17 protein-coding genes are annotated in these 20,338 nt (G+C 29.8%); 13 read left to right on the top strand and 4 right to left on the bottom strand.

What is annotated here, in order from left to right; genetic code table 11:
* Positions 1 to 95: 95 nt before the first annotated feature.
* The 4 genes from KQI42_RS03050 to KQI42_RS03035 all read left to right on the top strand — a co-directional run bounded on the left by KQI42_RS03050 (position 96) and on the right by KQI42_RS03035 (position 3,631).
* The gene (locus KQI42_RS03050; RefSeq protein WP_216516625.1) at positions 96 to 722 is read left to right on the top strand and encodes a GntR family transcriptional regulator; all 627 of its coding nucleotides are present in this window, start codon (positions 96 to 98) and stop codon (positions 720 to 722) included.
* Between the two features lie 177 nt (positions 723 to 899).
* Positions 900 to 2,021 carry an ABC transporter ATP-binding protein gene (locus tag KQI42_RS03045; RefSeq protein ID WP_216516622.1) on the top strand — a complete coding sequence of 374 codons (1,122 nt, stop codon included), beginning with the start codon at positions 900 to 902 and terminating at the stop codon, positions 2,019 to 2,021.
* Positions 2,022 to 2,045: 24 nt separating this feature from the next.
* Positions 2,046 to 2,702, top strand: a complete 657-nt coding sequence (locus KQI42_RS03040; RefSeq protein WP_246566025.1) for an ABC transporter permease — start codon at positions 2,046 to 2,048, stop codon at positions 2,700 to 2,702.
* 26 nt (positions 2,703 to 2,728) lie between these two features.
* Positions 2,729 to 3,631, top strand: a complete 903-nt coding sequence (locus tag KQI42_RS03035; RefSeq protein WP_216516619.1) for an ABC transporter substrate-binding protein — start codon at positions 2,729 to 2,731, stop codon at positions 3,629 to 3,631.
* Between the two features lie 56 nt (positions 3,632 to 3,687).
* Here the strand turns inward: KQI42_RS03035 and KQI42_RS03030 are convergent, their stop codons facing one another.
* Positions 3,688 to 4,524 carry a polysaccharide deacetylase family protein gene (locus tag KQI42_RS03030; protein WP_216516618.1) on the bottom strand — a complete coding sequence of 279 codons (837 nt, stop codon included), beginning with the start codon at positions 4,522 to 4,524 and terminating at the stop codon, positions 3,688 to 3,690.
* A 251-nt stretch (positions 4,525 to 4,775) separates the two neighbouring features.
* On the opposite strand from KQI42_RS03030, the gene KQI42_RS03025 reads away from it, so the two are divergent.
* Positions 4,776 to 6,779, top strand: coding sequence for a methyl-accepting chemotaxis protein (locus KQI42_RS03025; RefSeq protein WP_216516616.1), 2,004 nt, complete (start codon positions 4,776 to 4,778; stop codon positions 6,777 to 6,779).
* Positions 6,780 to 7,084: 305 nt separating this feature from the next.
* On the opposite strand, the gene KQI42_RS03020 is transcribed toward KQI42_RS03025, so the two are convergent.
* From KQI42_RS03020 to KQI42_RS21220, 3 genes are all read right to left on the bottom strand, one after another.
* On the bottom strand, positions 7,085 to 7,234 hold the full coding sequence (locus tag KQI42_RS03020) for a hypothetical protein (RefSeq protein WP_216516614.1): 150 nt from the start codon (positions 7,232 to 7,234) through the stop codon (positions 7,085 to 7,087).
* Positions 7,224 to 8,561, bottom strand: a complete 1,338-nt coding sequence (locus tag KQI42_RS03015) for a helix-turn-helix transcriptional regulator (protein ID WP_216516612.1) — start codon at positions 8,559 to 8,561, stop codon at positions 7,224 to 7,226. The genes KQI42_RS03020 and KQI42_RS03015 overlap by 11 nt, the downstream gene beginning before the upstream one ends.
* A 607-nt stretch (positions 8,562 to 9,168) precedes the next feature.
* Positions 9,169 to 9,294 carry a hypothetical protein gene (locus KQI42_RS21220; RefSeq protein ID WP_281420276.1) on the bottom strand — a complete coding sequence of 42 codons (126 nt, stop codon included), beginning with the start codon at positions 9,292 to 9,294 and terminating at the stop codon, positions 9,169 to 9,171.
* A gap of 210 nt (positions 9,295 to 9,504) precedes the next feature.
* Here KQI42_RS21220 and KQI42_RS03010 point away from each other — a divergent pair, with 210 nt between their 5' ends.
* From KQI42_RS03010 to KQI42_RS02975, 8 genes are all read left to right on the top strand, one after another.
* On the top strand, positions 9,505 to 11,121 hold the full coding sequence (locus KQI42_RS03010; RefSeq protein WP_216516610.1) for a PucR family transcriptional regulator: 1,617 nt from the start codon (positions 9,505 to 9,507) through the stop codon (positions 11,119 to 11,121).
* A 244-nt stretch (positions 11,122 to 11,365) separates the two neighbouring features.
* A complete protein-coding gene (gene atzD / locus KQI42_RS03005) occupies positions 11,366 to 12,469 on the top strand; it encodes a cyanuric acid amidohydrolase (protein WP_216516608.1) in 1,104 nt (367 codons plus the stop codon).
* Between the two features lie 20 nt (positions 12,470 to 12,489).
* The gene (locus KQI42_RS03000) at positions 12,490 to 13,689 is read left to right on the top strand and encodes an amidohydrolase family protein (protein ID WP_216516606.1); all 1,200 of its coding nucleotides are present in this window, start codon (positions 12,490 to 12,492) and stop codon (positions 13,687 to 13,689) included.
* Between the two features lie 29 nt (positions 13,690 to 13,718).
* A complete protein-coding gene (locus KQI42_RS02995) occupies positions 13,719 to 14,972 on the top strand; it encodes a hypothetical protein (RefSeq protein ID WP_216516604.1) in 1,254 nt (417 codons plus the stop codon).
* A 69-nt stretch (positions 14,973 to 15,041) separates the two neighbouring features.
* Positions 15,042 to 16,340 (top strand): uracil-xanthine permease family protein, encoded by a 1,299-nt coding sequence (locus KQI42_RS02990; protein WP_216516601.1) that lies wholly within the window; start codon positions 15,042 to 15,044, stop codon positions 16,338 to 16,340.
* A 79-nt stretch (positions 16,341 to 16,419) separates the two neighbouring features.
* Positions 16,420 to 17,373, top strand: coding sequence for an oxamate carbamoyltransferase subunit AllH family protein (locus KQI42_RS02985; RefSeq protein ID WP_216516599.1), 954 nt, complete (start codon positions 16,420 to 16,422; stop codon positions 17,371 to 17,373).
* Positions 17,370 to 18,911: an acyl-CoA synthetase FdrA gene (fdrA, locus tag KQI42_RS02980; RefSeq protein ID WP_216516597.1), complete on the top strand. Its 1,542-nt coding sequence runs from the start codon at positions 17,370 to 17,372 to the stop codon at positions 18,909 to 18,911. The genes KQI42_RS02985 and fdrA overlap by 4 nt, the downstream gene beginning before the upstream one ends.
* 11 nt (positions 18,912 to 18,922) lie before the next feature.
* Entirely contained in the window at positions 18,923 to 20,332 is a 1,410-nt protein-coding gene (locus KQI42_RS02975; RefSeq protein WP_216516594.1) for a YlbE family protein, read from the top strand.
* Positions 20,333 to 20,338: the final 6 nt, after the last annotated feature.

The raw sequence follows: 20,338 nt of genomic DNA, 5'->3' as shown, positions 1-20,338 counted from the left end.
TTATATATTAACTTATCTAATTCTCTGATATAATAGTGTCAGATTGCTAAATTTTAATTTTTATTAATATAGATCTTTAAAGGAGGTAAAATTTATTGTCAACATTACCTATAAATGATAGTCCTAGATACGTTAAAATTGCTGTTGATATTGCTTATAAAATATATAAAGAAGAACTTAAAGAAGGACATAAGTTAAGAGGTAGTTCTGCTCTTGCAGGAGAATATAATGTATCTCCAGAAACTATAAGGAGAGCCGTTATTCTGCTTCAAAATATGAATGTTGTAGAAATCCGTGAAAAAAGTGGTACTTATGTAGAATCTAAAGAAAATGCAAAAGAGTTTATAGACAAGTTTACTACAACAAATAGTATAAACAATCTAATGACTAATATCAGAAAGCTTAGAATGGAAAAGATGGAGATAGAAAAGAAAATAGATGAAAATATAGAATTGCTTATTGAACACTCTATTCATTTTAAAAATATTGATACTACATCTCATTATGAAGTTTCAATCTCTTCACAGAGTCATTTAGTAGAAAAAACTATAATTGAAGCTCAATTTTGGCAAAATACCAATGCCACTATTATAGCTATTAAAAGAGATAATGATACTTTTTTATCTCCAGGACCCTATTTTCAATTTAAAGAAGAGGATATAATATGTTTTGTTTCAAGTGAAGAGAATATTAGTAAGGTAAAACAATATGTAAACTCCTAATTAAAACCGTTATGAAAAACAACGGTTTTAATTTTTTTATTCAATTTTACATTGAAGCCAATATATGTTATACTATTAAACGTTACTTTTTATTGTAACAACTTTATAAAAAATATAAGTTGGTAGTTTTGAAACTTATGAATAGTATTAATGGAAATAGGAAGGAGATAAGACTTAATGATTCAGTTTGAAAATGTTTCAAAAGTATATGAGGATGGTTTTGAAGCATTAAAAGATATAAACTTCAAAGTAGAAGAAGGGGAGCTTTTAGTGCTAATTGGACCATCTGGATGCGGAAAGACTACAACGATGAAGATGATTAATAGACTTATCGAGCCTACTAGTGGAACAGTATATATAAAAGGAAAACCAATTAAAAGTCAGAATCCCGTCGACCTTAGAAGAGATATAGGATATGTCATCCAGCAAATAGGACTTTTTCCTCATATGACTATTGGGGAAAATGTAAGTTTAATACCAAAGCTTAAAAAACAAGACCCTGAAGAATATATGAAAAAAGTTGATGAGTTACTAAATATGGTTGGATTAAATGCAAAAGTTTATAAAAAAAGATATCCGAAAGAGCTTTCTGGAGGTCAACAGCAAAGAGTAGGTGTTGTTAGGGCCCTTGCTGCAGATCCTTCAATAATACTTATGGACGAGCCTTTTAGTGCCTTAGATCCTATAAGTAGAGAACAGCTGCAAGATGAACTTGTGAAATTACAGGAAGAAATAAATAAAACCATAGTTTTTGTTACCCATGACATGGATGAAGCTTTGAAAATTGCAGACAGAGTATGCATAATGAAGAATGGGCAAATAGTCCAATTGGATACACCAGAAAGAATATTGAGACATCCTGCTAATGATTTTGTAAGAGATTTTATTGGAGAAAATAGGCTAAATGAACTTAATGAAAACAACTTTCCACCTATAGAAGAAGTTATGACTAAAGCAATTACTATTAAACCTATGCGAGGATTAGCAGAATCTAATAAAGTACTCAATAAGAACAAAGTAGATAGTTTGATAGTAGTTGATAATAATGACGTATTCCTTGGTGTCGCTAGTGCTTGGGATATTTATAGAAATTTTGAGAATGAAGATATGGTAGTTAAAGATGTGATGAAAAATGACTATGCTTATATAACAATTTATGAGTCTCTTGAAAAAGCATTAACTTTAATAAAGGAATCTAAAAAAGGATATGTCCTAGTTTTAGATGAAAAACACAGAGTTAAAGGAGTCATTACCAATGGTAGTCTAGTAAGATTGTTTGTAGATGAGTTTACTAATTAATGAAGAGTTAGGAAGGAGTTATATATGGGTACCGAAAATATATTTTTATCTTTTATAAATACGATGAATGAACGTTGGTCTATGGTTTTAGATAGCTTAATAAGTCACATATGGTTGACTTTAATAGCTTTATTAATAGCTGTGTTAATAGGAGTTCCTTTGGGAATCTTTCTTACAAGACGCAGAAAAATAGCTGATTTTGTTATAGGGGTAGTTTCCGTATTTCAAACTATTCCTAGCCTTGCTTTATTAGGTTTTATGATACCATTATTTGGTATAGGACCTAAGCCTGCTGTAATAGCACTTACGATTTATGGGTTACTTCCAATACTTCAAAATACCTATACAGGAATAATTGGAATTGACCAAGGGGCAAAAGAAGCGGGAAAGGGAATGGGAATGACATCTACACAAATACTGTTTATGGTAGAAATTCCTCTTTCTATTTCAGTTATTATGGCAGGTATTAGAACTGCTACAGTCCTGATAATAGGGGTTACCACTTTAGCGTCTTTAGTTGGAGCAGGTGGATTAGGAGATTTAATATTTAGGGGAATTTCTTCAGTAAATCCTGGCTTAATTCTATCTGGTGCTGTACCAGCAGCAGTTTTAGCCATCTTTTTCGATTTTTTATTAAAGTTTCTTGAGAAAAAGATGACACCAAGAGGATTAAGGGATTAAAATTTGTGAAAGGAGAATGTAGATTAATGGATATTAGAAAGTTAAGAAAAAAATTAGTTTTAGGAGCTGTAATGTTAATATTATCTATTTCTTTAGCAGCATGTGGAAGCTCTTCTTCTAAAAAGATAGTAGTTGGAGGAAAGGATTTTACAGAGCAGGATATATTAGTTAATATTGTTTCTGAACTTATAGAAGCTAAAACGGATATTAAAGTTGATAGAAAGCCTTATTTAGGCGGTTCTAGTGTAGTTACCAGCTCTTTACAATCAGGAGATGTAGACATTATGGTAGATTATACGGGAACTGGTCTTGTAAGTGTTTTAAAAGAAGAAGTAATAGCAGATGCCGACGAAGCTTATAGAGTAGTAAAGGAAAGGTATGACAATGATTTTGGTATAAAGTGGCTTGAACCCTTAGGATTTAACAATACCTTTGCTATTACTATGAGGAAAGAAATGGCTGATGAAATAGGCATAGAAACTATTTCTCAGTTAAAAGATCATGCTAAAGATTTATCCTTTGCTTCTACTCAGGAATTTTTAGAAAGAGAAGACGGCTACGATTCTATGAAAGAAATTTATGGAATAGAGTTTAAGGATGTAAAGGCAATGGATCCTGGTTTAGCTTATACTGCTATAAAAGAAGAGCAAGTAGACATAAGTGTATCTTTTGCAACAGATGGAAGAATACCTGCTTTTGGATTAAAGATACTAGAAGATGATAAAAACTTCTTTCCCCCTTATGATGCAGCTATTCTTGTAAGGAATGATATTCTTGAAGAATATAGTGAACTTGAAGATGTTTTAAATTCAATTGCTGGAAAGTTAACAGACGAAGAAATGGCTAAATTAAATGCTCAAGTTGATCTAGAGAAAAAAGATTCTAAACAAGTAGCAAAACAATGGCTTGTAGAAAAAGGAATAATATAACTATATAGAGTCCATTATAAAGGAGCAGTAGAATATTCTACTGCTCCTTTATAATTTTAATATATTCCATTTACAATTTTTTTAAACTTTCTGAAAGGAGCTTTCCTGCGAGAGACAATAAATCTCGGTAACTCATATTTATGAGAATCTTTTTCTATGTACCCAGGTTCCACAGTAAAAGCCATTTTATATCCTACTCGCTGTAAACATTTAATAGAGTTTCCATCATATTTACCATAAGGATATGCTAAATATTTAGCGTTTAATTGTTCCTTGCTCTTTGTAATATCTTCAATTATCTTTTTTTCATCTGATATAAGTAATAATGGTCTATCCTTAGAATCCATACGATGTAAGTCATAAGTATGACTTTGGAAATCAAATACATCCTTATATTTACCTATTGTATTTATATTAATGAATTCTAATGTATTTGGATTAAAGGATTGAGGCTCTTTGTCACCAGCACTGCCAATTAAAAATATGGTTCCTTTAAAACCATACTTTTTCATTATTGGATAGGCATATATACCATTGCTTAAATAACCGTCGTCAAAAGTAATAACTACAGTTTTTGTAGGTAAAGTTATATCTCCATCAATAAAACTTTGTAACTCGTCTAGGGTAGCTGTATAAAACCCTTTTTTATTAAGATAATCCATTTGTTTTTTAAAGGTCTCTACAGCTAATACACTTCCATTTTTACGCCATCCATACTTTTTAATATCTTCTTTTGGTAAAAGATGATGGTATAGTAGTACTGGAATTTTTGAAGCAGTTTTTTCTTTTTCTGCCATTACATAACTTAACTCAGTTATAGGGAAATTAAAGATTTCTACGAATATTCCGATTAAAATAACAAGTGTAAACAATATTATTGCGAATTTTTTCATATTTTTTACTTCCTATAAGACAATTTTATAATACACAATTATATACTAATTAATTGATTTCATCAACTGATTTGGTTTTTATTAAATTTCCTATATATGGGGCGATACTAGAAAATTTTAAATTAGAGATTTTCATTAACATATTATATTTCTTGGAAATTTAGAGGATTTTGTAAATAAATGTAGAATTATTACAAAATATATTAAATAATTAAAATAATAATTTAATACAATGAAAAGGAGGATAAAAGATGAAGATAAGAACAAAGATAATTTTATTTACTGTACTTATTTGTATCATTAGTATAATATCTATATCTCTAATTAATTATAACGTCTCTATTAAAGGATTAGAAAGGGAAGTCAATTCCAATACCCAAGGAATTTCCACTATAACAGCTGGTGAAATAGATAAGTGGATGGCACTCCAAAAGGATTCTTTAGATGAGACCTTAAATAGTATATTATACAATAATAATTATGACTATGATTATGTTTACAAATTTTTAGAAAGTCAAAGCGAGAAAAATGAAGGAAATGCATATTATATAGGCCTTTCAGATAAAAGATTTGTATCCGGAACTGGGTGGATACCGCCTGCTGAATATGATATAACTGAAAGGGAATGGTATAAGGAAGCTATAATGATAGATGGTATATACATATCAAAACCTGATATCGATGCAAGAACAGGAGACATGGTTATTACAATGTCCAAGGCGATAAAAATAGATGGTGAAATATTAGGTGTTATAGGGTCTGATATTGCCATAAACCATTTAGTTAATATTGTATCTAATGTAGAAGTAAGTAATGATTCCTATGCTTTTTTAATGGATGATAAAGGTAATATTATAACTCATTTAAGCGAGGAATATAAGCCTACCGCAGATAAGGGATATATTAATATAAATAATATATTAGATGGAAAACTAATGGGAATAATGGAAAATGAAAACTTGAGTTTGGCCAATAAAAAGGTTAAAGATTTTGACGATAAAGAGAGATTTTTCTTTTTTAATGATATAAAAGAATCAGATTGGAAAATAGGATTAGCAGTATCTGAGAAAGAAACTTTAAAAGTGGTAGATGATGCAATCAGTTTAACTTTTACCACTACTATTGTTGTACTTATTTTAGCTATTATTTTATCATTTTATGTAGGAAATTCAATATCTAAACCAATAAAGGCCTCAGTAAAAGCAGCTGAAGATATAGGTATGTTAGATTTAAGAAAAGACATGGATCCTAAAGGCATTAATAGAAAAGATGAAATTGGAAATATGTATAGGTCTTTCCAAATGATTATTGATAAGCTGAGAGTATTTATAAATGATATGAAAGAATCCATTGATGTGACCAATGTAATCTACAGGGAAACTTTAGAGAAGCTAAATTTTCTAGTTTCTCAAGCAGAAGATACATCAGCTACTACAGAGGAGCTGTCAGCAGGTATGGAAGAAACTTCAGCTTCTACTATATCTATAAATGAATCTGCCGGTGAAATAGAAAGAGCTATATCAGATTTTGCCGAAAAAGTAGAAGATGGATCTGCTACTTCAAATGAAATAAGTATAAGAGCAGAAGAACTAAGTGGTCAATTTATTAAGGCAAGAGATAGATCTATAGGAATATATAGCGATACAAGAGAAGAAGTAGAAAAAGCCATAGTATCTTCAAAGGAAGTAGGAAAAATAAATATATTATCCAATGCGATTCTAGAAATTTCAGAACAAACTAGTTTACTGTCCTTAAATGCAGCTATTGAAGCAGCGAGAGCAGGAGAATCTGGAAAGGGTTTCGCTGTTGTAGCTGATGAAATAAGGAAGCTAGCAGAAAACTCTTATTCGACGGTTGAGGAAATAAAGGTTGTAACAAGTAATGTAACGGAAGTTGTAAACCAATTGGTAAACAATATGTCAAATTTAATAGATTTCTTAGAAAAGGATGTAACTAAAGATTACGAAATGATGGTAAGTGCAGTAAATCAATATAAAGATGATGGCTCTTCATTGAACAATATTATCTCTGATTTATCTGCCACATCAGAAGAATTAGCAGCAACTATAAATGAGATCTCTTCTTCTATGAAAGATATAGCCACTACAGTAGAAGAATCTACTACGGCGACTACTAGCATAGCAGAAAAGAACATGAATATGGTGGGGGCTATAACCAATATTAATTCCATAATGGAAAGGAATAAAGAAGTATCAGATAAGTTGGAAGAAATCGTTTCTCAGGTAAAAATTTAAAAAAGATTATGAATTCACAGGTGTAGAGGTGGTATATTAAGAGTAGAAAGAGATTCGACTTTTGAAGTCATTTTATTTATAGTTTTAGTTTTTTGAACAGTAGATTTCTTTTCGAGGGGAGGCTACTGTTTTTTATTTGTACTTTTAAAATGAAAACCTTGTAATAGAAGCATATTTAAGTTTATTTTAGTGTGGCATAGTAGAAGCTGAAAAATAGCTATCTCAAAATGATTAAAAAGTCATTTTGAGATAGCTATTGTATTATCTTTTTATTTTCTTAATGCATGATATGACGTACTAAGGGTTTACATAGGTTCTGGATTTTGTACATAATATGATGTACTAAGAGTTGACATAGGCTCTGGATTCTGTACGTGTAAATTAAGCCCTAAGTTTAAATTAACCAATACTAATGCTAATGATACAAATCCTACTAATGCTTTTTTAATTTTCATCTTTTTTTCCTCCTTCATTGTTTATTATTAAAGTTTCAATTAGTTCCAATGCCTTAATCTCATTTTTATTAGTTATGTAAAATTCTAAGGATTTCAACATTAAAAGAATATCATTATCTAATGAAATATTCAATATGACATCTCTATAATCTTCAAATAATTTATGTATTTTATTATTATCTAATTTATTATAGTAAATATTAAATAGTCCTAGTATATTTTCTTTAACAACATTATGTTGATTATTTTTTTTAGCATATACTAATGATTCATTATAATATTTCTCTGCTAGATCAAATTCATTTAAATGATTGTATGCAGTAGCAATTTGGTTGCATAATTTAGAAAAATAGTTTGAGTCCTTATTTAATTTAGTAATATTATCTAAAACTTTATTTATATATTCTATAGATTTATTTTTAAAATTTATTTTTATATATACTTCTGCCATATTAGCATACAATAAAAGTAATTCATCATAATAATTTCCTAAACTTAATGCATCTACTGCTTTATTATAGCTTTTTAAGGCTTCATCATAATTTTCAATTTCAAAATAGCAATTGCCTTCAAGAATTAATATTTTTCCTAAGTCTCTATAGTTTGATTTTTCTATATATCTTAAAGACTCTGTTATTTGTTCCAAACTTTCATCTATTAGATTTAAATATTCATAGGCAAGAGCATTATTATAGTGAAAAACAACCATATCTTTATCTGGTATATTTTTTCTATTTACAAGCACATAATCAAATAAATTAATGGCTTCTCTATATTTACCTATAATAATGCAATTAGCTATTAATTTTTTCATAAGTCTGTAGTTTAACTTTCTATCTGGATAATTAAAAACACATTCCCAACCTTTAATATAATAGTGATATCCTTTAGTATAATCCCTTAAATCCTTATAAATATCTCCTAGAATTTCATAAATTCTTATTTTCTTATCCGTTAGATTCCACTTATTTAAAAATAATTCTATTTCACTTACATACTCTGTTTCGATGCTATAGTTTTTAGTTGAAAGTAGCTTGTCCAATTCTTCAATATATAAATCAGCTTGTTTCTTAGCCTCATATCTATCGGGGTTAAAAATGTCTTCGGGATCAATAATAATATCTAAACCTTTGTCTTCCATAATCTTATTAATATTTCGACAAATTAGCTTAGCGTTATTTTCAGTAAGAGGAGTTTTATTATTTTCAATGATACTTATTAAATTTCTTGTAACTTCTCCCCCTGTAATTTCATACTGCTTTAAGTCTAGTTCCTGTCTTATTCTCTTCAAGTTTTCCCCAATGGATAAATCATTATATTTTACCATTATACTCATCCCTTTAGAAAATAATTGTATTTTGCCATCATTTTACCATATGAAAGTATATTTGTAAACGTTTTTACTCCCCGATTTTTTTACAATTTAATACAAAGTATAACAATTATTTTATGTTAAATTATAAGAAATATAGTTTAATCAGAATGGGAAGATATTCTAATTGCATTTAAAATGATAAAATATAGAAGGATTAATTTGTCAGTAAATTCTTAAATAGGGTATTATATATAAAAGAAGGAACGGATATAGATGTTATAACGAAACTAACAGGATTTAGCAAAGAAGAAATTGATATATTATAATAAGGCCCTTTTAAGAGTAGTTTTACTTTTATGCTGCAGAAACTAAGGTTCAAGATATAATTTTTTAACATTTTGGGCATACTATATATAATTAAGCTTTATTATAATAGCTTTTAGTTTTAGTTTCTTAATCTTTTTCAAGATTTTATCATTTAACAAATTAAGTATTAAAAAGTTGTTTACAAAATGCTCACTTGTGTTATAATGATAGTGTAAAAAGAAAACGTCAATGTGCGAATCAAGTAATCAAAATTAAAACCCCTCAGAAGTGGAAGTTCTGAGGGGTTTTGCCATTATTTATTTCTTAAAATGTTTAAAACTAAGTTGATAATTAGCAGAATCTTATAGATTCCATCAATAATGGCTGTTAGCTTTAGTTTCTTAATCTTTGCCAAGATTTTTGTCAATGTGCTCCTCAAATAATCACCTCCTTTGCTTTACAGAGGAGGTAAGATTAAGAAACAGCCTACCATATTATACCATAAAAACATACTATATAGAGATGAAAGTATAATCAATTGTGATTTTAAAATTATATTTCTACTGGATTGATAAAATATTTTCAATTTATCGCTTTATTTTGGTATAATAATAGTAATATATTTAAATTAAAAGAATGGATGATTCATATGCTTATAACAGTAAAGGATGTATTAGAATTAGACGGGTTTAAAAATGCTAAAATAGTTGCTGGAAAGAGGGGACTATCTAATATTGTAAATAATGCTACTTTAATGGAAGTTCCAGATATATTTCCATATGTAAATATTCATAGTTTATTGATTACTACTCTTTATCCAATATATAACAATGAGGATGCCACTAACCAGCTTATTCCCAAGCTTTCCGAGTTAGAATTAGCTGGTATTTGTATAAAACCTGTTAGATATATAAAGGAAATACCATTAGAAATGATAAAACAAGCTAATGATTTAGACTTTCCAATTATAGAGTTACCTGAAGATGCTAATTTATCTAATTTAGTAACAGAGATTCTTGAATTATCCTTAAATAAGCATATAAATATATTAAACTTTAGAAACTATGTCCATGAACGTCTTATGAGTCTTTTTTTAAGAGGAGAAGACATAAATTCTTTAGTAAATAATTTATCTGAAATAGTAAAGTTTCCTGTTCTTTTATTAGACAATGATTTAAATATTATATGTGTATCTGACGATTTAATGAAACAGGAAGTTTCAATAATATATTCTTCTAATAATTATGGGAAGGATAAATTTATAGTTAAAGTAAAAGATGTAGAATATTTGGAAGAGTCTTATATAAAATATTCTATAAATGCAGGAAAAACTAAATTTGGATACATTGTATTATTAAAAGGAGAAGTTAACAATCAAAATTTAATAGTAGCTGTTGAACAAGCTTCTTTACTAATAGCTTCTGTATTCTATAAAAATTATGCTGTATTAGAGAAGGAAAGAAGTTTCCAAGATGCATTTATTAGAGATATTTTACAGGGTAAAATATCTTCCCAGATAGATACCATTAATAAAGCTAGAACTTTTGGGTGGAATATGGAATTCCCCCAAATAATAATGATTATAAAGGTACTAATAGATGATGAAAAAAGGAAGAAGGAAGTATATGAATATATTTTAGATTCAAAGTTCATAGAAAAGACTTTTGAAGAAAAGATGTTAGTAAATAAAAATAAATTTAAAACTGTATATATAGATGATTCGCTCGTAGTATTTATTAATGCTATATTTATGAATAGTATTAAAGAAAATTCTATTGAAGTTGGAAAATTAATTGTTGAAAGATTAAAGGATAAAGTTAAAGTGGGGATTGGCATTTCTAATACGGTAAAAAGTATTGATAATTTTCCCTTAGCATATAAAGAAGCACATAATAGTTTAATTGTAGGGACAGTTTTAAATCAAGGTTCTTTTGTTAGTCATTATGATGATTATCAGATGTTCAATATAATAAAGGAAGTAAAGGATAAAGATACTTTGCTTAAATATGTAGAAAATAAATTAGGAAAAATAATAGATTATGATAAAACAACAGATATGAAACTAATGGAGACTCTTAAAGTTTTAATAGAAGAAAATTTTAATGCTAAGAAGGCAGCAAAAAAGTTATTTATACATTATAATACACTACGTTATAGAATAGAGAGAATAAAAGAGTTAGGAATAGATATAGAAAATGGTTTTGCCATTGGTGAATTAGTATTAGCATATAATATTTATCTATGGCTTATGGCAAATCCAGATTAACAGTGTATTAATATGACAATGGAGGTTATTATAAGACGAGTATCGTTGTTAATAGTTAACAATGATACTCGTTTTTTTTGGCTAGACATAATAATGACTCAAAAAAAATAGTATGCTATGATTTTATCAAGGATAACATTAAAAAGACTTTTTTAAATTTATAAGAATTGAATTATTATATTTCAATAGATAAATAAAAAATTATTATAAAAATTAATAAATATAAAACGAGGAGGTAAAGAAAATGATGGATGTAAAAGTTTATAGAATTCCTATGGCAGGACCCGATGATGTATCTGGTTTAAAAGAATTGATTGAAGCTGGGGATATCGTTTCCAGTGAGATTGTAGCTGTTTTAGGAAAAACAGAAGGTAATGGCTGTGTAAACGATTTTACTAGAGGATTTTGCACTTTTGCCTTTAGAAGTTTCTTGGCTAAAGAACTTGGAAAAACTGAAGAAGAAGTTGAAGAAAAGGTGGCTTTTGTAATGTCAGGAGGAACTGAAGGGGTTATGACTCCTCATGCTACCATTTTTACTAAAAGAGAAATAGATGAAGTAGAAACAGAAGATAAATCTTTGGCTGTTAGTGTTGGCTTTACTAGGGATTTTTTACCTGAAGAAATAGGTACATTAACTATGGTTAAAGAAGTGGAAAAAGTAGTTTTGGATCTTATGAAATCTGCAGGAATAGATAACAAGGAAGATGTTCATTTTGTACAAATAAAATGTCCTTTGCTAACTTCTGATAGAATTTTGGAAGCTAAATCAAGAGGAAAGTCTGTTGTGGTAGAAGATACCTATAAATCCATGGGATATTCAAGGGGAGCCTCTGCTCTTGGAGTAGCTGTTGCCTTAGAAGAAGTTGACGAGTCAAAGGTTACGGAAGAATCCATATTAAAGGATTGGTCCTTGTATTCAAAAGTAGCTTCAACCTCTGCAGGAGTGGAACTAATGAATTGTGAAATCATACTCATGGGTAATTCTAAGAAATCTATTAGTAAGTATAGAATAGGCCATAGTGTTATGAAGGATTCTATAGATTTAGAAGGAGTTATTGAGGCTATAAAGGATAGTGGACTGGAAATAGATAAACTGCCATCAGAAGAGGACAAGAAGAGAATAGTAAATGTACTTGCCAAAGCAGAAGCTTCTCCAGACGGATATGTAAGAAATAGAAGAAACACTATGCTGACAGATTCAGATATAAATCATACTCGTCATGCTAGAGCAGTAGTCAATGGAGTTATAGCTTCAATTGTAGGAGATCCTATGGTCTATGTATCTGGTGGAGCAGAACATCAAGGTCCAGCTGGAGGGGGACCAGTAGCTGTTATTATTGAAAAATAATTAGAAGTTGAGGAGATGAAATGAATTATATTTTAAAAAATGGATATTTCCCTTTTACTGATGAAATAAAAGATATTTATATTAAAGACGGATTGGTTGAAAAAATTGGTGATGATCTTGAGTCTACAACTTTAGATGTTAAAGTTGTAGATTTAAAAAATAGAATTATTATAAATGGATTCGTAGATGGACATATGCACCTTGATAAGGCTCTAATTGGAGAAAAAGTAATGAATAAGAGTGGTACTTTATTTGAAGCAATTGAAATTATGAGTAGATATAAATCCAATATGACAAAAGAAGATGTAAAAGCAAGATCTAGGAAGATTCTAGATCTTGCTTATAAAAATGGAACTAGATTTCTTAGAACTCATATAGATGTAGATCACAAGATTCAATTAAAATCTATAGAAGCTTTATTAGAATTAAGAGAAGAATATAAAGAAGTATTAGATATTCAAATAGTAGCTTTTCCTCAAGATGGCATAAACCAAAATAGTAAGTCTCAATTTTATCTAGAAGAAGCTCTAAAGATGGGTGTTGACTTGGTTGGTGGCATACCTGCCATAGAAGAAGATCCAATAAAGCATATGAATATTATATTTGATTTAGCGATGAAATATGATGTGGATATTGATATGCACATAGATGAAACTGATGATCCTAAATCTTTAATTATTAAAGATTTAGGAGAAATGACTATAGCAAATGGATATATTGGAAGAGTAACAGCAGGGCATTGTTGTAGTCTAGCGGCTAATGAAAGGGAAGATATACTACCTATTATTAATCTTATTAAAAGAGCAAAGATAAATATTATTTCTCTTCCTTCTACTAACCTATATTTACAAGGAAGAGGAGATAAGAAAAATATTAGAAGAGGTATAACACCTGTTAAGTATCTAATAGAAGAGGGAATACCTGTGATTATTGCCTCTGATAACATTAGGGATCCTTTCAATCCCTTTGGAAATGCAAATTTGTTAGAAGAAGTATTAATAGCTGCTCATGGATGTCACATGGGTGGAGAAGAAGATTTAAATAAATTGTTTGATATGGTATCTATAATTTCGGGAGAATCCTTAGGTTTTGGTTATGAAATTAAAGAAGGAAAGAAAGCAAACTTTATAGTTTTAGATGCTGTAACTAAAGTAGATTCAATAATTAGACAAGCTAATATATTTGGATACTTTGCAGAAAATATTTTCAGAACAAATTAGAAAGACAATAACTAAGGAGGCGAATATATATGAGTTTATTAATAAATATAATACCATTAGTTGTAATACTAGCACTTCTATTTAAAAGACAGCATATGCTCTTTGCAGGATTGGTAGGAGGAATTCTAGCTATTTTAATTGGTGGATTAGAATTTTCAAAGGCAGCTCAAATGTTTGTCGGTGGTATATCTAATATGTTAGGGATTACGATACCGATAATCTATGCTGCTTCGGCTGCAATGGTTTCTAAGGCTGGAAGTATAGAATCCTTAGTAGAATTATCTAGAAGAAGTTTAAAAGGAAAAATAAGCGTATTAGCTGGAATTATAGTATTAATACAAGGATTCGCAACGTATATGGCAGGCATGGGAGCAGGAAATACAATGGTTACAGCTCCATTAGTAGCAGCAGCAGTAGGAGCAGTACCTGAAGTTATTGCAGCAATGGCTATAGTTTCGGCAGTAGGATTTACTACTTCTCCGGCTTCTACAGAAACTGTATTGGCTGCTGAAAGTGCTGGAAGAGATGTAATAGCCCATGCAGCAGCTATGAGACCTTATACTATAGCTTTTTATTTATTAGCTGCTGGACTAGCTATTTATGGTGTTCATAAAAGGGGAGTTTTAATAAAAGAAAATGTAAAAAAAGAAAATAATAGTAATGACAAAAGCAATAAAACGCTTCTAAAACAATCTATACCAGCTATAGCTTTGTTGGTTATGGTAGTAGGGGGAAGTAAGTTAAATGCATTAATTGGAATAAATCTATTTTCACCTGCAACAGCTGTTATATTTACAGGTATCTTAACGGTAATTTTAACTCCATTAAGTATTACTGAAACTTGTGACTCTTTAATTGATGGTTCTAGGTTTATTTTAACTACTTTGTTTGCAGTAGGAATATTTCTATCTTTTATAAATATGGTTAGTGAGCTCGGAACTTTTCAACAGTTAGCTGCCTTAGCAAGTAATGTACCTGAATCCATAATATTGCCTGTAGCTATGATTATAGCATTTCTAATAGCTATTCCTTCTGGAGCTTTTACAGCTGGAGTCTTGACTTTAATACTTCCTACTTTGTCAGCTTTAGGATTGCCTTCAGAAGCTATGGGGTTTGTAGCAATAGCAACGGGACTTGGAACTCAAATAAGTCCTGTTCAAATAAATGTTGCAGCTTTAGCAGAAGGCTTTGATATAGACATAATAGATGTTATAAAGGGAAATTTAAAGTATATACTAGGAACATTAGTGTTGTTAATTGTAATTGGCATTATAGTAATATAGAAAACTATAAGGAAGGGGATTTAATGATAGGTTCATCATTAGTCCCTTTCATAAAATAGGGGTGATATTATGAAGAACAAAAAAACTGAAATGGATATTATTTATGGTATTGATGATAAGCCTGAATTATCAAAAGGAATACCTTTAGCATTTCAACATATCTTGGCTATGTTTGCTGCTAATATTACTGTACCGCTTTTATTGTCAGCTTTGCTAGACTTACCCCCAAGTGAAACTGCTTTTTTAATACAATGTGCCTTATTTATGGCTGGAGTAGCGACTTTTATCCAAATAATGAAGTATAAAGGAATAGGCTCTGGTCTTCCAATAGTAATGGGAACTAGTAATGCTTTTATACCTACAGTTTTAGCTATAGCTAAGGATTTTGGAATAGGGGGAGTTTTAGGAGCAAGCTTTATTGGAGGATTGTTCGAAGTATTTTTAGGAAAAAATCTTTTAAGATTAAAGAAAATATTTACCCCTTTAGTATCCGGCATTGTTGTTCTAACTATAGGAATAACACTTATACCTGTTGGAATCAGACAAGCAGCAGGTGGAAATACGGATATGGGCAATTTAACAAGCTTATTTATTTCAACAGTAGTTCTAGTTACAATTATTTTATTTAACCAAAGCAATAATAAATTTTTAAAATCCTCGTCTATATTAATAGGACTAATAGTTGGCTATATAATATCTGCACTTTTTAAAATCATAGATATAACTCCAGTATTAGAATCAAGTTGGTTTTCATTTCCTAAACCTTTTAAATATAAATGGTCTTTTGAACCAACGGCTATTATAGCTATGCTTTTCATGTATGTGGCTACAGCCATAGAAACTATTGGAGATATATCTGCTCTTACTATTGGAGCAGAAGGAAGAGAAGCTACAGATGAGGAAATGAGCGGCGGAGTAATAGCTGATGGATTGGGAAGTAGTATTTCTGCTTTATTTAATGGATTTCCAAATACTTCTTATACCCAAAATATAGGAGTAGTCAATTTAACAGGCGTATTTAGCAGATATGTTGTAAAAATTGGTGCAATTATTTTAATAATTTTATCTTTATTTCCTAAGGTTGGAGCTTTAATAGCTATAATGCCAGAGCCAGTTTTAGGAGGGGCTTCTATTGCTATGTTTTCTATGGTAGCTGTGTCTGGTTTGTCTTTACTAAGGAATATAAAACTAAATAATAGAAATATGTTGATAATAGCAGTATCTTTAGGTATTGGCATTGGGTTAAATTTAGTACCAGAGGCTACTCAGCAATTACCTAGAAATCTACAGCTTTTTCTGACCTCAGGAGTAGTTCCAGCGGCATTAGTATCAATAATTTTAAATTTATGTATACCAGAGAATGAATAGGATTTTAAGTAAATATTCATTGTTTATAAATCAAATATGGATAAAAAAACGTAAAAATCATATTAGGTAGGGATGACTTATGAGTAAAGAAAAATATGAAATAATAAAATTTAATGCTTCTACCTATGATAAACACTTTATTAGACATTTTAATGAAAATAAAAATGGAGAAAAGATAGGAGAAATACACAGCATCTATTCTAGGACTATTAATTTTTTAGATAAGAAAAAAAGTATGTATACAATAGGCTCTAAGAATATAGATAATAGTCCTTTCACCCTAAGAATAGATAGTGAAGATATAAACTTTGAAGATCTAAATTTAAAAGAAGGAAATTTATTATTTAAAGTAGACAATAACCTTGTCATAGACAATAAGGTAGAAATAAATATAAGTCCTAAAAGTCTATTATGGAATCCTGCTCTATATGGAAGGAAAGACTTGGACAAAGGTATAATTACCAATAACATAGATTATTTCAATAATTTAATTCTAAGTAATGGTTCTTATGGTGGATGTAAATATTTTTATTTGAAAAATTATTTAAAAGAAAAAAATCATAAACCAACTCTAATAGAAAAAGAATTAGCAAGAAGAATAGAAATATTATTAGATACTTTAAACTATAAAGTCATAGATAAAGATAAGATAAATTCTTTAATCGGATTTGGAGTAGGGTTGACTCCTTCTGGAGATGATTTTCTAACTGGTTTTTTATCCACCTTTAATATTATATCAACAGATTATACTACCAAAATAAAAGAGAAACTAACAGATTTAATAGATATAAATAAAATTTCCACTACTGATGTAAGCAAACAAATGCTTTTAATTACTTTAAAAGGTGAAGCTAGAGAATATGTTTTAAACTTTATAAATTCTTTCTTAGATGGAAATAAGGATCGATTTCTTTTTTCTTTCAAAAACCTATTAAACATTGGATCTTCTTCCGGAACTGATTTAGCCATTGGAGTAGTTACCGCATTTAATTTATCAATAAACAATTTCAATATGGAGGAATGGAAACTATGAAAAATACAATAATTAGAAAAAATGCTTATTATGATTCTGTTACCTTGATGTCTTTATCCAGTAAAATATTAGACTTAAAGGGTGTAGAAGAAGCTGTAGTATCTATGGCTACAGAAATGAATAAGGAATTATTACAAAATGTAGGACTGGCAACAGAAGAATCTCATAATGCTGGAAATAATGATTTAATAATTGCTATAAAAGCGGAAAATGAAAATAGTTATGAAGAGGCATTAAAATTAGCAGAAGAACTTCTAAATCCAAAGAATAAAAAGAAAAGTAAAGGTAAAGAAGAAATACCTAAAACTATAGACATGGCTATGAAGCAATTTCAAGATGCAAATTTAGCTGTAATTTCAGTTCCAGGAAAGTTTGCTGGAAGAGAAGCAAGAAAAGCTTTAGAAAACAATTTACACGTAATGCTTTTTAGTGACAATGTAACTCTAGAAGAAGAAAAAGAGTTAAAAGAAATAGCTAGAGAAAAAGGACTCCTTGTAATGGGACCTGATTGTGGAACTGCTTCTATAAACAATATAGGATTATGTTTTTCCAATGAAGTGAGGAAAGGAAATATAGGAATAGTCGGTGCTTCTGGTACAGGACTTCAAGAAGTTATGGTTCAAATTCATAGACTTGGAGGCGGTATTTCACAAGCCCTAGGTACTGGTGGAAGAGATCTTAAAGAAGAAATTGGTGGAATAATGATGATAGAAAGCTTAAAGGCTTTAAATAGAGATGAAAATACAGAAGTAATAGTTCTTGTTTCTAAACCACCTGCAAAATCTGTAGAAAAGAAAATATTAGAAGAAGTAAAAAGTGTAGAAAAACCTGTAGTTGTTTGCTTTATAGATGGAAATAGAGAGGAAGAAAATGATTCAAAGGCTGCCTTCGTTTATGGATTATATGAAGCCGCAAAAAAAGCTGTAGAAATAGCAGGTATAGATAAAAAAGGAATTAAAGAAGAAAACTCTAAACTATTTGAAAAAGCTAATGAACTTAAAAAAATATTAAAACCAGAACAAAAGTATTTTAGAGGCTTATTTTGCGGAGGCACTCTTTGTGCAGAAGCCTTATCTATTTTAAGAGGAAAATTTGACCATATTAAAAGCAATGTAGCTAAAGATGAGAGAGAAAAACTCGAAAGTATAACGGGTTACTCTGGCAATATATTAATTGATTTAGGGGAAGATGAATTTACTGTAGGGAAACCCCATCCTATGATAGAACCTACTTTAAGATTAGATAAAATCATAGAGGAAGCAAAAGATGAAGAGGTAGCTCTTATATTATTGGATTTTGAGCTAGGATATGGTTCTCATGATGATCCTGTAGGTGTTACCATAAAAGCCATTAAAGAAGCTAAAAGTATTGCTAGTTCTAACGGAAGACAATTAATTTTTGTAGCTTATATTTGTGGAACAGATAAGGATAAGCAGGACTATGAGAAGCAAAGAAAAATGTTAGAAGAAGAAGGAGTACTAATGGCAGAAAGTAATATGGAAGCAGCAAATATAGTAATAGAAATATTATCTAATTAGGAGGATTTAAAATGAGCAATATTAACAAGTTGTTTTCAGAAGAATTGAAAATATTAAATATAGGAACAAATAAATTTAAAGATGATTTAGAACTTCAAGGTCAAAAAGTATTACAACTAGATTGGGCTCCTCCTGCAGGCGGAGACATAGAAATTTTAGAAATAGTGGACAAGCTTTCTTCTAGAGAAGATATAAAGGAGGCTAATGAAAAAACTGTTGAGATAATGATGAATTCTCATCCAATTTTAGCAGACGTAGATAAGGCAATAAATGTGATTCCAGGTATGAAAGACAATATGATACTTCATTCAGGACCACCTATCGAATGGGAAAGAATGGCTGGACCAATGAAAGGGGCCATAATAGGAGCTTTAATTTATGAAAGATTAGCTAAAGATGAAGAAGAAGCAAAAAAAATAGCAGCTTCAGGAGAAATTGAATTTGCACCTTGTAATGAACATTGCACAGTAGGACCAATGGCTGGAATTGTATCTCCTTCTATGCCAGTACATGTAATCTATAATAAAACTTATGGAAACTATAGTTATTGTACAATTAATGAAGGTTTAGGAAAGGTTCTGAGATATGGTGCTTTTAATGATGAGGTTATAGAAAGACTTAAATGGCTGGAAAATGAGTTTGCTCCTACTATAAAAAAGGCACTAAGTAATATAAAAGATGGAATAGACATAAAATCCATAATTTCTCAAGGAGTTCATATGGGAGATGAATGTCATAATAGAAACAAAGCTTCTACTAGCTTGTTCTTTAGAGAGATAACCCCTTATATATTAGAAACCGATGTGGATTCTGCTATAGTCAAGAGAGTATTAAAGTTTATGAAAGAGAATGATCATTATTTTCTAAACTTATCTATGCCAGCTTGTAAAGCCGCCACAGATGCAGCTCATGGAATAGAAAATTCAACTATAGTAACTACTATGGCTAGAAATGGTGTAGATTTTGGAATAAGAGTAAGTGGACTTGGTAAAAATCAATGGTTTACTGCTCCTGCAAACATGATAAAAGGTTTAATGTTCCCTGGTTTTAAAGAAGAAGATGCCAGTCCAGATATAGGAGATAGTTCTATTACAGAAACTATGGGTATAGGAGGATTTGTTATGGGAGGTGCTCCAGCTATAGTTCAATTTGTAGGGGGAACCGTTGAGGATGCCATTGGTTATAGTGAACAAATGTATGAAATAACTGTAGGTGAAAATACAAATTATTCTATTCCAACTTTAGATTTCCGTGGATCTGCTATAGGTATAGATATAATTAAGGTAATGGAAAAAGGAATTTTACCAATAATAAATACTGGAATGGCACATAGAGTTGCAGGAATAGGTCAAGTTGGTGCTGGTTTAGTTAATCCACCAATGGAATGTTTTAAAAAAGCAATACTTGAATTTAATAAATAGTAATCA

The organism is Tissierella simiarum, from assembly GCF_018917865.1.
Lineage (GTDB): Bacteria > Bacillota > Clostridia > Tissierellales > Tissierellaceae > Tissierella_C > Tissierella_C simiarum.
This window is presented reverse-complemented; position numbering and strand designations above follow the sequence as displayed.

Excerpts from the sequence above, each read along its gene's own strand:
- KQI42_RS03000 (WP_216516606.1), top strand. The coding sequence starts at position 12,490 with ATGAATTATATTTTAAAAAATGGATATTTCCCTTTTACTGATGAAATA.
- KQI42_RS02990 (WP_216516601.1), top strand. The coding sequence starts at position 15,042 with ATGAAGAACAAAAAAACTGAAATGGATATTATTTATGGTATTGATGAT.
- KQI42_RS03025 (WP_216516616.1), top strand. The coding sequence starts at position 4,776 with ATGAAGATAAGAACAAAGATAATTTTATTTACTGTACTTATTTGTATC.
- fdrA (WP_216516597.1), top strand. The coding sequence starts at position 17,370 with ATGAAAAATACAATAATTAGAAAAAATGCTTATTATGATTCTGTTACC.
- KQI42_RS02995 (WP_216516604.1), top strand. The coding sequence starts at position 13,719 with ATGAGTTTATTAATAAATATAATACCATTAGTTGTAATACTAGCACTT.
- atzD (WP_216516608.1), top strand. The coding sequence starts at position 11,366 with ATGATGGATGTAAAAGTTTATAGAATTCCTATGGCAGGACCCGATGAT.
- KQI42_RS03040 (WP_246566025.1), top strand. The coding sequence starts at position 2,046 with ATGGGTACCGAAAATATATTTTTATCTTTTATAAATACGATGAATGAA.
- KQI42_RS03045 (WP_216516622.1), top strand. The coding sequence starts at position 900 with ATGATTCAGTTTGAAAATGTTTCAAAAGTATATGAGGATGGTTTTGAA.
- KQI42_RS03035 (WP_216516619.1), top strand. The coding sequence starts at position 2,729 with ATGGATATTAGAAAGTTAAGAAAAAAATTAGTTTTAGGAGCTGTAATG.
- KQI42_RS03010 (WP_216516610.1), top strand. The coding sequence starts at position 9,505 with ATGCTTATAACAGTAAAGGATGTATTAGAATTAGACGGGTTTAAAAAT.
- KQI42_RS03020 (WP_216516614.1), bottom strand. The coding sequence starts at position 7,234 with ATGAAAATTAAAAAAGCATTAGTAGGATTTGTATCATTAGCATTAGTA.
- KQI42_RS02985 (WP_216516599.1), top strand. The coding sequence starts at position 16,420 with ATGAGTAAAGAAAAATATGAAATAATAAAATTTAATGCTTCTACCTAT.
- KQI42_RS03015 (WP_216516612.1), bottom strand. The coding sequence starts at position 8,561 with ATGGTAAAATATAATGATTTATCCATTGGGGAAAACTTGAAGAGAATA.
- KQI42_RS03030 (WP_216516618.1), bottom strand. The coding sequence starts at position 4,524 with ATGAAAAAATTCGCAATAATATTGTTTACACTTGTTATTTTAATCGGA.
- KQI42_RS02975 (WP_216516594.1), top strand. The coding sequence starts at position 18,923 with ATGAGCAATATTAACAAGTTGTTTTCAGAAGAATTGAAAATATTAAAT.